Genomic DNA, 13,270 nt, shown 5'->3' with positions numbered 1-13,270 from the left:
GGGAAAGGGCTGTGGCGCGAGGGCTCAGACGCGGCGCAGCAGGACGTATCCCTGGACGAGGCCCTGGAGTTCGTAGTGGTCCCGGGGGTGCAGCTGACGGGCGTAGCGGGGTACGTCCTTCACCCACCGTGAGGAGTTGTCGAAGACGATGTAGTCCGGGGCGAGGCCCTCGGTCCGGCCGATCCAGAAGACGCGGCAGCGTGACGTCAGACGGCTGATCGGGCCGACGTTCGACTCGACGGTGGCCCCGTCCGGGATCGTGGCCAGCAGCTTCTCCACGGCCACCACGCGCTCCGGCACCCGGTAGGCGTCGGCCTCGGTGAGCGCCGACAGCGGCAGCGAGGTCGTCAGCGCCAGCGCCGCCGCGGCGACCCCGGCGGGCAGGTGGGACGCGTACGAGCGCAGCCACCGCCGGGGGCTGCGCCGCGCGGCGGGCAGCGCGTCGACGAGGGCGAGGAAGACGATGGGCATCAGCACGGCGCTGTAGTGCCAGGACGTGCCCCAGTAGTGGTCGTCCGACGACAGGAAGCGCCAGCCCACGGTGGGCAGGGCGGCGATCAGGAGCGGTGACCGCAGGGCGAGCAGTCCGGTGGTGGGGACCAGCAGCCACAGCAGGGTGCGGCCCTTGGTGTCGAGGCCGTCGAAGGGGCCGGCCTCGCCGACCTTGCTCCAGTAGTCGTACCCGCCGGAGGTGTTGAACGCCGGGATGATCATGGTGAAGGTGACCAGCGCCGCGACCGCCCCGAACGACGCGACGGCGACGCCGAGGGCGACGTCGCGCGGCGCACCGCGCCGCCCCGCCCGGACCACGACGAGCAGGGCGAGCGCCGCCACCGTGACCCCGAGGTCCTCCTTGACCAGCACCAGCGGCAGGGCCCACAGCAGCGCCGCCCGCCACCGGTGGGCGAGCAGGGCCTCCAGGGAGAACCCGATCAGCGGTACGGCGAAGCAGATCTCGTGGAAGTCGAAGTCCACCGCCCGCTGGAGTCCCCACGACAACCCGTAGGCCACACCGATCGCCAGCCCGCGCGGACGCCCCAGCCGCCGGGTCGCGGCCCGCGTCACCGGCACCGCCGACAGGGCGAACAGCGCGGCCTGCGCGACGAGCAGCGTCACGGGCGAGGGGAAGACCCGGTAGAAGGGCGCGAGCAGCGCCGTGACGGGGCTGAAGTGATCGCCGAGCACATGGAGCCCCGGCCCCTTGAGGTCGACGACCGGCGTCCGCAGGTGCGCGTACGCGCGGATCGCCTGCTCGAATATCCCCAGGTCCCACGAGCGTGTCCCCATGTACCGGTACCGGCACACGGACTCCGTCGCGTACGCCGCGAACAGGCCCAGCGCCAGCAGGTGCGGGGCGTGCCGGGCGAGGGACGAGCGCCGGTCGGTCGGCCGCGACTGCGTCACCGTGACCGGCTCGGACACGACGACCGGCTCGGACACGACGACCGGCTCGGACACGGCGACCGGCTCGGACACGGCGGCCGGCTCGGAGACGACGACCGGCTCTGACACGGCGACCGGTGCGGTCGACGCCGGTGGTGACACGGTCGGGGACATCGGGACTCACGTTCATCGCGGGACGGCTGCACCGGGCGCCCTACAGGGTAGGCGGACGCCCCGGGACGACGGGGTGCGGGGCGGGCCGCCGGGCCGAGGGCCGACCGCGGCCACCGGGAGGGGCAGGGCGGCGGGGGCGGTGAGGGGGGCGTCGGAGGGGCGGGGGCGAGGCATCGGCGAGGCCCGCCACGGTTGTCCACAGGCTCCGCACCACCCCCGCCGCCCGTCGTACCCTGGACACCCCCGGCCCCTCCCCTGAGGCCGGGCGCTCGTGTTGCCCCCGCTGTACCCCAGCCGCAGCCTGACCCCAGGACGGGAAACGCCCTTCATGAGCCTCCACGGTCTGCTCGACGCCGTAGTCAAGGACGCCTCCCTCGCGGAAGCGATCAGGGCCGCGGCCGACGGCCACCGCACCCATGTCGACATGGTCGGCCCCCCGGCGGCCCGGCCCTTCGCCGTCGCCGCCCTCGCGCGGGAGGCCGGGCGGCCGGTGCTCGCCGTGACGGCCACCGGCCGCGAGGCCGAGGACCTCACGGCCGCCCTGCGCTCCCTCCTGCCCCCGGCGGGCGTGGTCGAGTACCCGGCCTGGGAGACCCTCCCGCACGAGCGCCTCAGCCCTCGCAGCGACACCGTCGGCCGCCGTCTCGCCGTCCTGCGCCGGCTGACCCACCCGAGCCCCGACGACCCGGAGACCGGCCCGGTCCAGGTCGTCGTCGCCCCCGTGCGTTCCGTCCTCCAGCCCCAGGTCAAGGGCCTCGGCGACCTGGAGCCCGTGTCCCTGCGCAGCGGTGCGAGCGCCGACCTGAACCGCACGGTCGAGGCGCTCGCGGCGGCGGCGTACTCCCGTGTGGAGCTGGTGGAGAAGCGCGGCGAGTTCGCCGTGCGCGGCGGCATCCTCGACGTCTTCCCGCCGACCGAGGAGCACCCCCTGCGGGTGGAGTTCTGGGGCGACGACATCGAGGAGATCCGGTACTTCAAGGTCGCCGACCAGCGGTCCCTGGAAGTCGCCGAGCACGGGCTGTGGGCCCCGCCCTGCCGGGAGCTCCTCCTCACCGACGACGTGCGCGAGCGCGCCCGTGTCCTCGCCGAACGCCACCCGGAGCTGGGCGAACTCCTCGGCAAGATCGCCGAGGGCATCGCCGTCGAGGGCATGGAGTCCCTCGCCCCGGTCCTCGTCGACGACATGGAGCTGCTGATCGACGTCCTGCCGAAGGGCGCGATGGCGGTGGTCTGCGACCCGGAGCGGGTGCGTACGCGCGCCGCGGACCTGGTGGCCACCTCGCAGGAGTTCCTCCAGGCGTCGTGGGCGGCCACGGCGGGCGGCGGCGAGGCTCCCATCGACGTCGGCGCGGCCTCCCTGTGGTCCATCGCGGACGTCCGCGACCGCGCCCGCGAGCTGGACATGATGTGGTGGTCGGTGTCGCCGTTCGCCGCCGACGAGACGTGGACATCGGCCGCTGACGCGGCGGGCGACGCAGACACCCTCAAGCTCGGCATGCAGGCCCCCGAGACCTACCGCGGCGACACCGCGAAGGCGCTCGCCGACACCAAGGGCTGGCTCGCCGACGGCTGGCGCACGGTCTTCGTGACCGAGGGCCACGGCCCCGCCTCCCGCACCGTCGAGGTCCTCGGCGGCGAGGGCATCGCCGCCCGCCTGGAGGCCGGCCTCGGGACGATCGCCCCGTCGGTGGTGCACGTGGCGTGCGGCTCGATCGACTACGGCTTCATCGCCCCGTCGCTGAAGCTCGCCGTCCTCACCGAGACCGACCTCTCGGGGCAGAAGGCGGCCGGCAAGGACGGCGCCCGCATGCCCGCCCGCCGCCGCAAGACCATCGACCCGCTCACCCTCGAAGCGGGCGACTACATCGTCCACGAGCAGCACGGCGTCGGCCGCTACATCGAGATGGTCCAGCGGACCGTGCAGGGCGCGACCCGCGAGTACCTTGTCGTCGAGTACGCCCCCGCCAAGCGCGGCCAGCCCGGCGACCGCCTCTACATCCCCACCGACCAGTTGGAGCAGATCACCAAGTACGTCGGCGGCGAGGCACCCACGCTGCACCGCCTGGGCGGCGCCGACTGGACGAAGACCAAGGCGCGCGCGAAGAAGGCGGTCAAGGAGATCGCCGCCGACCTGATCAAGCTGTACAGCGCCCGGATGGCCGCCCCCGGCCACTCCTTCGGCCCGGACACGCCCTGGCAGCGGGAGCTGGAGGACGCCTTCCCGTACGCGGAGACCCCCGACCAGCTGACGACGATCGCCGAGGTCAAGCAGGACATGGAGAAGACGGTCCCGATGGACCGCCTGATCTGCGGCGACGTGGGCTACGGCAAGACGGAGATCGCGGTCCGCGCCGCGTTCAAGGCCGTCCAGGACGGCAAGCAGGTCGCGGTGCTCGTCCCCACGACGCTGCTGGTGCAGCAGCACTTCGGCACGTTCAGCGAGCGGTACTCGCAGTTCCCGGTCAGTGTCCGGGCGCTGTCCCGCTTCCAGACGGACACCGAGGCGAAGGCCACCCTGGAGGGCCTGCGGGAGGGCTCCGTCGACATCGTCATCGGCACGCACCGCCTGTTCTCCTCGGAGACCAAGTTCAAGGACCTCGGTCTCGTCATCGTCGACGAGGAGCAGCGCTTCGGCGTCGAGCACAAGGAACAGCTGAAGAAGCTCCGCGCCAACGTCGACGTGCTGACGATGTCCGCGACGCCGATCCCGCGCACCCTGGAGATGGCGGTCACCGGCATCCGGGAGATGTCGACGATCACGACGCCCCCGGAGGAGCGCCACCCCGTCCTCACCTTCGTCGGCCCGTACGAGGAGAAGCAGATCGGCGCGGCCATCCGGCGTGAACTCCTGCGCGAGGGCCAGGTCTTCTACATCCACAACCGGGTGGAGTCCATCGACCGCGCCGCCGCCCGGCTGCGCGACATCGTCCCCGAGGCGCGCATCGCGACCGCCCACGGCCAGATGTCGGAACAGGCCCTGGAGCAGGTGGTCGTCGACTTCTGGGAGAAGAAGTTCGACGTGCTCGTGTCGACGACGATCGTGGAGTCCGGCATCGACATCTCCAACGCGAACACCCTGATCGTGGAGCGCGGAGACACCTTCGGCCTGTCCCAGCTCCACCAGTTGCGCGGCCGCGTCGGCCGGGGCCGCGAGCGGGGCTACGCGTACTTCCTGTACCCGCCGGAGAAGCCGCTGACGGAGACCGCCCACGAGCGCCTGGCGACGATCGCCCAGCACACGGAGATGGGCGCGGGCATGTACGTGGCGATGAAGGACCTGGAGATCCGCGGCGCGGGCAACCTCCTCGGCGGCGAGCAGTCCGGCCACATCGCGGGCGTCGGCTTCGACCTGTACGTCCGCATGGTCGGCGAGGCGGTCGCGGACTACCGGCGCCAGCTGGAGTCCGGGGGGATCGAGGAGGAGCCGCCGCTGGAGGTCAAGATCGAGCTGCCGGTCGACGCGCACGTCCCGCACGACTACGCGCCCGGCGAGCGGCTCCGCCTCCAGGCGTACCGGGCCATCGCCTCCGTCACCACCGAGGCCGACATCGCCGCGGTGCGCGAGGAACTCGTCGACCGCTACGGCAAGCTGCCCGAGCCGGTGGAGAACCTGCTGCTGGTGGCCGGGCTGCGGATGCTGGCGCGGGCCTGCGGCGTCGGCGAGATCGTGCTCCAGGGCAACAACATCCGGTTCGCGCCGGTGGAGTTGCGGGAGTCGCAGGAGCTGCGCCTCAAGCGGCTCTACCCCGGCACGGTCATCAAGCCGGCCGCCCACCAGGTGCTGGTGCCCCGCCCGAAGACGGCGAAGGTCGGCGGCAAGCCGCTGCTCGGGCGGGAGTTGCTGGGGTGGACGGGGGAGTTCCTGGCTTCGATCCTGGGGTCCTAGTGCCCCGTCAGGCGACGTTCGCCCCGTCGCGGCGTCCGGCGCGCACTCTCGGCGCACCGGGCACAAGCCCGAGTACATCCCGTACGAGGACGTGCGCCCGGCACGCCGAGAGCACGCATCGGACGCCGCTCCTCGACGGGCAAACGTCACCTGCCGCGGCACTGGCACCGCGCGGTCCCGCGTCCGTGCCGCTCCGCCCGGCCCGTTCCCCGTGCGGGCCACGGTGTCGGCCGACGTGGGCGGGGAATACGGGCGGGGTGACCGGACCGAGGCAACCGGCCAGGACAGTGAGGAGGAGCGCGTGGTGCGTCCGAGGGGTGGGGTGGCCGTCGCCGCCCTGGTACTGGTCGCCGCCGTCAGCGGCTGCGAACCGGGCATCGAGGGCTCCGCGGGGCCGGCGGACGAACCCGGCGGGGGAGGCCCGGCCCTCGCCGCGGTCGAGTCCCTGACGGTCAAGGGCCGTGCGCCCAGGACCGGTTACGACCGGGAGGAGTTCGGCACACCCTGGGCCGACACCGACTCCAACGACTGCGACACCCGCGACGACATACTCCGGCGCGACCTCAAGGACGTGACGTTCCGGGACGGGGACTGCCGGGTGGCCTCCGGTGTGCTCGACCCGGACCCATACACCGGCGAGGACGTGTCGTTCGTGCGGGGGCGCAGCCAGGTCGACATCGACCACATCGTGGCGCTGTCCGACGCCTGGCAGAAGGGCGCCCAGAAGTGGGACGACAGCAAGCGCATAGCCCTGGCCAACGACCCGCTCAACCTCCTCGCCGTCGACGCCGGAACCAACCGGGGCAAGGGCGACGGTGACGCGGCCACCTGGCTCCCGCCCAACAAGGCGTACCGGTGCACCTATGTGGCCGCCCAGGTCGCCGTGAAGAAGAAGTACGAGCTGTGGGTCACCTCGGCCGAACGGTCCGCGATGAAGCGGGTGCTGAGCGGTTGCCCCGGCCAGAAGCTCCCCGGCGGCGGCAACCCGACCAGGGCCCCGGCCCGCTTCCACGCGGGCTGAGGCCCTCGGGGCCCGCCGTACCGGGGCGAGGGGGGACCGCGACCGCGGCGCGCCCCCGTGGTGTCAGGTCAGCTCCAGTCCTTGTCGAGGTCGATGACCTTGCCCTTGGGGGCGTCGGCCGGGACCGGCTCGTCGTAGTCGGTGAAGCTCATGTCGCCCGGCTCCTTGGCGGACTTGCTCACGACCCGCAGGAGGTACGGCTTGCCCTTGGTGGCGACGGACAGGGTGTAGCGGTCCTTGCCGTCCTTCTCGTGGAGGAGGATCGCGGGGGTGCCGTCGACCGTGGTGGTCTTGCCGCGCTCGGCGTCGGAGTTGGTGTCCTCGAAGTCGGCGAGCACGGTGTCCAGGTCGCAGAAGGCGGCCATCTCCTTGGAGTCCGCGGCGGTCGCGGACGTCTTGGTCCACTTGCCGGCCAGCATGTCCACGATCATGTCGGTCTCCTCCTTGGAGGAGCCGCCGGCCTGGGCGCGCAGGAACGCCTCGTCGTACTTCATGTAGATCGTGTCGCCGGTCTTGATGAGGTCGGCCTTGCCGTCCTTCATGCCGATGGTGCCGGCGCAGTCGCCCTTCTTGTTCAGGGCCATGTCGAGGTTGATCGTCCCGCCGGCGCTGTCGTCCTTGATCTCGCCCTTCATCCGCAGTGAGTCCGCGTCGGACGTGGCCTTGACGGCCTTGTCGGCGATCTCGCCGCCGCTCAGGCCGGAGAACGGCTCGTTCGACTTGTCGTCGCCGGGCAGGCAGCCGGTGAGCGAGAAGGTGGCCGCGGCGGCGATGCAGAGAGCGGCGAGTGCGGTGCGACGCATGGGAGGTCCCCCCTGGGATGTGATGAGTGAGCGGTGCCGCCGCCGCGCGCGGGCACGGGTGTGCGTGCGGCGGCGGACGTGAGGGTTGAGCGGTGAGCGGTTGTCCCGGAGCGGCGGGCGGTTGCGGCCGGCCCGGTGGACGGCGGTGTCGGTCAGCGGGCGCGGGTGGCGAGGTGCCGGCCCGCCGGGTCGTCGACCGTGGCCCGGCCCCGCTCGTCGTGCGGTAAGCCGTGGCGGGCACTGTCGGCGCTGTCGGCGTTCGCCGGGACCACACCGACGGCGAGGAGACCGACCGTCGCATGCGGTGCGATCCGGGGCGTGGTGCCCATGGTCGTGCCTCCTCCCCTGGTGGATGACCGCACGACGAGGTGTGACCACCCGAGGCGGGCGGCCCGTCGTTCGATGGGTCAATCACAGCAGAGCTTGTGAACCGAGTCAACACGGTTCACGGTAACGAGTTCGTACACGGCGTGAAGGGGTAGATCTTGCGCACGTCGGTATGCTCGACGCCACACACCACGGTCGAGGGGAGCTGGGCGCGTGCAGGACAACGGGACAGAGGTCACCGCCGCGGAGATCGCGCGGCTCGCCGGCGTCGGCCGCGCCGCCGTCAGCAACTGGCGCCGCCGCCATGCCGACTTCCCCAGGCCGGTCGGCGGCACGGAGACCAGCCCGTCCTTCGCGCTGACCGACGTGGAGGACTGGCTGCGCAAGCAGGGCAAACTCGCCGAGGTCCCGCTCAAGGAGCGGGTCTGGCAGCAGGTCACCGGCCACCCGGACGGCCCCGTCACCGCCCTGGTCCATGCCGGCTGCGCCCTGCTGCACCTCCACGACCGGCCCCTGGCCTGGCTGGAGTTGAGCGCCGTCCCCGACGACGCGCACCTGGCCGCCGGCCTGGCCGACCAGCTCGCGCAGCTTCTCGCCGGGCGCTTCGGCCCCGACGGCGAGCCCGCCGTGCACACCCCCACGGCCGCCGCGCTGCTGCCCTCGATCCCGCTGCTGCGGGGCGCCACCGAACTCGCCGCGGACCTGGGCGCGCGGCAGACCTTCGAGTTCCTGCTGGCCCGCCATCTCGACGCCAACCCCCGGCAGTACACGCTCACTCCGGGAGAGCTGGCCGAGCTGATGGCCGAACTCGCCGGCCCCGCCCGCTCGGTGCTCGACCCGGCCTGCGGCACCGGCGCCCTCCTGCGCGCCGTCGCCCCCCACACCGGGCGGCAGCTCCACGGCCAGGACAGCGCCCCCGAACTGGCCGCGCTCACCGCCCTGCGACTCGCCCTGCGCACCGAGAGCGCCATCCGCACCGCCGCCGGGGACAGCCTCCGCGCGGACGCCCACGAACACCTCAGGGCCGAGGCGGTGCTCTGCCACCCGCCGTTCAACGAGCGCAACTGGGGCCACGACGAACTCGCCTACGACCCGCGCTGGGAGTACGGCTTCCCGGCCCGCACCGAATCCGAACTCGCGTGGGTGCAGCACGCGCTGGCCCGGCTGGAGGACGGCGGCACCGCCGTCCTGCTGATGCCGCCGGCCGTCGCGAGCCGCCGCTCCGGGCGCCGCATCCGCGCCGACCTGCTGCGCCGCGGCGCCCTGCGCGCCGTGATCGCCCTGCCGGTCGGCGCGGCGCCCCCGTACAACATCCCGCTGCACCTGTGGGTGCTGCGGCGCCCCGGCAGGACCCCGGCGCCGCCGCAACTGCTGCTCGTGGACACCGGGCGGCTCGGCGCCGAGGGGCGGGGCGGCGTCGACTGGGCGGCCGTGCGGGCCGCCGTGCTGGAGGCGTGGAAGCCGTTCGACCGCACCGGCGAGACCGTGGACCGCCCCGGGCAGAGCCGCTCCATGCCGGTCATCGAACTGCTCGACGACGACGTGGACCTGGCCCCGGCCCGGCATCTGCCGCCACCGGCCGCGGGCGGCGGAGCCGCGGAACTCGGCGCCGTCCGCGAACGCCTCGGCGCGACCCTGCGGCTGACCGCCGACCTCACCCCCCCGCTCGCCGACGAGACACGGCCCCCGCGCTGGCCCCTCACCACCGTCGGGGAACTCGCGCGGGGCGGAGCGCTGTTGCTGCGCACCGGCGGCAACGGCCCGCACACGCGCGTGCTCACCGACCACGACGTCCTCGCGGGCACGGCGCCGTCGGGGACCCTCACCGAGACCGGGGAGGAGCCGGTCCTGCTGGAGCGGGGCGACATCGTCGTCCCCGTCCTCGGCGGCGGCGGGATCGCCCGCGTCGTCGACGAGGACACCGCCGGAGCCGCCCTCGGCCGCAACCTCACCCTGCTGCGCCCCGACCCGGTGGCGCTCGACACGTGGTTCGTCGCCGGGTTCCTGCGCGGCACCGCCAACAGCCGCCAGGCCAGCAGTTACGCCTCCACCGCCAGCCGCCTCGACGTGCGCCGCCTCCAGCTGCCCCGGCTCCCCCTGGACCAGCAGCGCCGCTACGGCGAGCGGTTCCGGGCCCTCGCCGCCTTCGAGGACGCGCTCCGCGAGGCGGGCCGTCTGGGCACCCGGCTCGTGCGCGGCATGTACGACGGACTGACGGACGGAACGGTCTCCCCGGACTGAAGACGACGAACTGCCCTTACGATCAGGTGGGTCGGCCGAACGCACGCGTGGACCCGCCGGAACGGCCGACACGGCCCCACCGGACGGAACCACTCCGCACCGGACGGCGTGACCAGGAGTGCAACGGTTGTCCACAACCCTGGACCGCTTGTCCTGGTCGACCTATACGCTCGGAACGACATCGCAGTCCACCGCTTCCACTTCCACCAGGCCCTCAGGAGCAGCCATGCACGGCCACGGCTACGCGCCGCAACAGCCCCCCGGCCCCTCGCAAGGGGCGCCGGTCACGCTGCGTGTGATCTTCGTGGTGGTCACCGTCATGAGCTGCGGCCTCCTCGGCTGGGCCAGCCTGCTGCGACTGGCGTCCGTCACCCGCAAACCCCGCGACTGGTTCCTGTTCGTCCTGGCGGTCGTGCACATCGTCGCGACCCTGTACATCCTCGGCACCGACCCGGGCAAGGACGAGTTCACCACCTGGCGCGGCGACGTCGGCATGTCGATGCTGCTCGGCGGACTCGTGGCCACCGTCGCGTACTACCTGTACGCGGACATACGCCACTTCAACCCGCCCCGCACGGCCCCGCCCGCGGCGTTCGCCCAGACCACGGGCTACTCCCGGCAGACGGGTTACAGCTACCCGCCGGTCCAGGCCCCGCAGCCCTACCCCCCGGCCCCGCAGCCCCACGTCCAGGCGCAGTCGACGCCGGTCCCCGGGCCGCCCGTCCAGCCGCAGCCCGCGCCGGAGCCGCAGCGGCCCGGCCCGGCCCGCATCGACCAGGTGCGCGCCGAACTCGACGAACTCAGTGACTATCTCCGCAGAAACGAAGGAGACCGGTGACCCAGGGGACCGGACGCCTGATCACCGGCCGTTACGAACTGTCCACCCTCATCGGGCAGGGCGGCATGGGCCAGGTGTGGACGGCGTACGACCAGCGCCTCGACCGGCGGGTGGCGGTCAAGCTGCTGCGCCCGGACAAGGTCGCCGGCCAGGAGGCCGACGAACTGCGCCGCCGCTTCGTGCGCGAGTGCCGGGTCACGGCCCAGGTCGACCACCCCGGGCTGGTCACCGTGCACGACGCGGGCAGCGAGGGCGAGGAACTGTTCCTCGTCATGCAGTACGTCGACGGGGCCGACCTCTCCGACCACCTCGCGGAGCACGACCCCTACCCGTGGCAGTGGACGGTCGCGGTCGCCGCCCAGCTGTGCGCGGTGCTGTCCGCCGTGCACGCGGTGCCGATCATCCACCGCGACCTCAAGCCGCGGAACGTGATGGTCAAGCAGGACGGCACGGTCACCGTCCTCGACCTCGGCGTCGCGTCCGTGATGGACACCGACACCACCCGCCTCACCCACACCGGCTCACCCATCGGCAGCCCCGCCTACATGGCCCCCGAACAGGCCATGGGCGGCGCGGTCGGCCCGTACACCGACCTGTACGCCCTCGGTGTGCTCATGCACGAACTGCTCAGCGGGAACGTGCCGTTCACGGGCTCCACGGCCCTCGGCGTGCTCCACCGCCACCTGTACGAGCCGCCCGTCCCGGTCCGCCGGATCCGCCCCGAGGTCCCCGAGGCGCTGGAGACGCTGGTGCTGCGGCTGCTCTCCAAGGACCCGCAGCACCGCCCGTCCTCCGCGCAGGAGACCTACGAGCAGCTCCTGCCGCTGCTCCCGGCGCGCGGCATGCCCACGGGCTCCCCGCTCGACCCCACCCGCCCCTTCCTGCGCCCGCACGCCCCCTGGCCGGACCGCGCCCGGATCCCCGCGCCGCAGCCCTCCGCCGCCCCGGCGGAGAACCCTCCGGTCGACAAGCCCGACGTCGCGGGCGCCGTCGACGAGGTCAAGCGGCTCCTCGGCGAGGGCCGCATCACCCAGGCCGTCGACATCCTCGGCGCGATCCTCCCGGCCGCCGCCGCCCAGCACGGAGAGCACTCACCCGTCGTGCGCACCCTGCGCAAGCAGTACGCGGCCACGCTCATGGACGACGGCCAGTACCGCCGCGCCCTGCCCGAACTGCGCCGCCTCGCCGACGAGCGCGCCGCCGAGGCGGGCCAGGCCGACCCGCAGTCCCTGCGCTTCCGCTACGACTCCGCCCAGTGCCTCGAACAGCTCGGCGAGCCCGCCGCGGCCCTCGCCGAGTACCGCTCGCTGCTGCCGTACTTCGAGAACCAGTACGTGGGCGGCGACCCCGAGCTGGCCCTCGACATCCGCCGCCGCATAGGCCACCTGCTCCTCGCCCTCGGCGACCGGGGCGCCGCCCACGAGACCCTGGGCCGCCTCCTGCTGGACGTGGAGCGCCTGCGCGGTCCCGGCCACCCGCTGGCGGGCGAGGTCCGGCGGACCCTGCAGTGGCTGGGGCAGGTACGCGGCTGACCGCACCGCTGAGCGCATGCTTTGCGCCACCTTGGCCGAGATTTGCCGCACCGTAGGGGCGGCGTTTCCCGAACACGGAACCGACACCGCTTAGCTGTGCACACACAGATCGACCAAGGGGTGGGGCCAACCATGTCCGACGAGACGACCAGCCGCAGACGGTCCGGAAAGCCGGGCCACCGGCAGTCCCGGAAACGCTGCTACACCGCCTGGGCCGCGGCCGGCGCCGCCGTGCTCGCCGGGGCCGGCGTCGCCGCCCAGGACTCCCTCGCCACGACCACCTCCTGGCCGTCCGCGAAGGTCTACACGGGCCGCGCCTTCGACACCTGCACGGCACCGTCGCTGTCCGCGATGAAGGCATGGCGGACCGGCTTCTACGGCGCGGCGGCCGTCTACGTCGGCGGCAGGAACCGCGGCTGCGCCCAGCCCAACCTCACCGCGTCCTGGGTGAAGTCCGTCACCACCCTCGGCTGGAAGCTCGTCCCCCTCTACGTGGGCGCCCAGCCGCCCTGCCAGAGCGGCTCCAGCCCCGAGGTGATCACCGCGTCGACGGCCGCCTCCCAGGGCGCCGCCGACGGCGCCGACGCCGTCGCCAGGGCCGCCGCCCTCGGCATGAAGCCCGGCAGCGCGCTCTACCTCGACATGGAGGCGTACGACATCACGAACACGGCGTGCAACGACGCCGTCCTCACCTACGTCCGGGCCTGGCACAAGGCGCTCGGCGCCAAGCAGTACCGCTCCGGCTTCTACGGCTTCAGCAGCTCCAGCGCCAAGGCGGTCGCCACCGCCACCGACCGCACGAACCTGCCGGGCAACCTCTGGTACGCCAAGTGGGACAAGGTCAACACGACGACCAGCGACTGGCCGTACGCCTCGACGCTGTACGCCGGGCACCACCGCGCCCATCAGTACATGGTCAACAGCAAGGAGAGCCGCGGCGGCTACACGATCACCGTGGACCGTGACGCGTGGGACGCACCGGTGGCGATCGTCGGATAATCGGACGGCGTCCGGCGTCCGGCGTCCGGCGTCCGGCGTACGACGCGGCGTCCGGCGGGAGGCGCG

General features: G+C 73.1%; 9 protein-coding genes. 6 read left to right on the top strand and 3 right to left on the bottom strand.

The features are described from left to right. Window positions 1-24 precede the first annotated feature (24 nt). Window positions 25-1,557 carry a DUF2079 domain-containing protein gene (locus GSY65_RS15215; protein ID WP_159768539.1) on the bottom strand — a complete coding sequence of 511 codons (1,533 nt, stop codon included), beginning with the start codon at window positions 1,555-1,557 and terminating at the stop codon, window positions 25-27. Between the two features lie 328 nt (window positions 1,558-1,885). Here GSY65_RS15215 and mfd point away from each other — a divergent pair, with 328 nt between their 5' ends. Continuing rightward, window positions 1,886-5,443: a transcription-repair coupling factor gene (gene mfd, locus GSY65_RS15210; RefSeq protein WP_159768536.1), complete on the top strand. Its 3,558-nt coding sequence runs from the start codon at window positions 1,886-1,888 to the stop codon at window positions 5,441-5,443. A 301-nt stretch (window positions 5,444-5,744) separates the two neighbouring features. Further along, entirely contained in the window at window positions 5,745-6,464 is a 720-nt protein-coding gene (locus GSY65_RS15205) for an HNH endonuclease family protein (protein WP_159768533.1), read from the top strand. A gap of 68 nt (window positions 6,465-6,532) precedes the next feature. On the opposite strand, the gene GSY65_RS15200 is transcribed toward GSY65_RS15205, so the two are convergent. Together GSY65_RS15200 and GSY65_RS15195 are read right to left on the bottom strand one after the other, a co-directional pair. Then, window positions 6,533-7,267: a hypothetical protein gene (locus tag GSY65_RS15200; RefSeq protein WP_159768530.1), complete on the bottom strand. Its 735-nt coding sequence runs from the start codon at window positions 7,265-7,267 to the stop codon at window positions 6,533-6,535. 152 nt (window positions 7,268-7,419) lie between these two features. Next, entirely contained in the window at window positions 7,420-7,596 is a 177-nt protein-coding gene (locus GSY65_RS15195; RefSeq protein ID WP_159768527.1) for a hypothetical protein, read from the bottom strand. Between the two features lie 211 nt (window positions 7,597-7,807). Between GSY65_RS15195 and GSY65_RS15190 the strand changes: the two genes are divergently transcribed. The 4 genes from GSY65_RS15190 (at window position 7,808) to GSY65_RS15175 (ending at window position 13,204) form a co-directional block, all read left to right on the top strand. Next, window positions 7,808-9,835, top strand: a complete 2,028-nt coding sequence (locus GSY65_RS15190; RefSeq protein WP_159768524.1) for an N-6 DNA methylase — start codon at window positions 7,808-7,810, stop codon at window positions 9,833-9,835. Between the two features lie 226 nt (window positions 9,836-10,061). After that, entirely contained in the window at window positions 10,062-10,673 is a 612-nt protein-coding gene (locus GSY65_RS15185; RefSeq protein ID WP_159768521.1) for a hypothetical protein, read from the top strand. Window positions 10,674-10,711: 38 nt separating this feature from the next. Further along, window positions 10,712-12,205: a serine/threonine-protein kinase gene (locus GSY65_RS15180; protein ID WP_268978256.1), complete on the top strand. Its 1,494-nt coding sequence runs from the start codon at window positions 10,712-10,714 to the stop codon at window positions 12,203-12,205. Window positions 12,206-12,337: 132 nt separating this feature from the next. Beyond that, entirely contained in the window at window positions 12,338-13,204 is an 867-nt protein-coding gene (locus GSY65_RS15175) for a glycoside hydrolase domain-containing protein (RefSeq protein WP_159768515.1), read from the top strand. The last annotated feature ends 66 nt before the right edge of the window (window positions 13,205-13,270 follow it).

The organism is Streptomyces sp. HM190 (genome assembly GCF_009857135.1).
Taxonomy (GTDB): domain Bacteria; phylum Actinomycetota; class Actinomycetes; order Streptomycetales; family Streptomycetaceae; genus Streptomyces; species Streptomyces heilongjiangensis.
The sequence above is the reverse complement of the archived record's forward strand: the minus strand, read 5'-3'. Positions and strand labels throughout refer to the sequence as shown.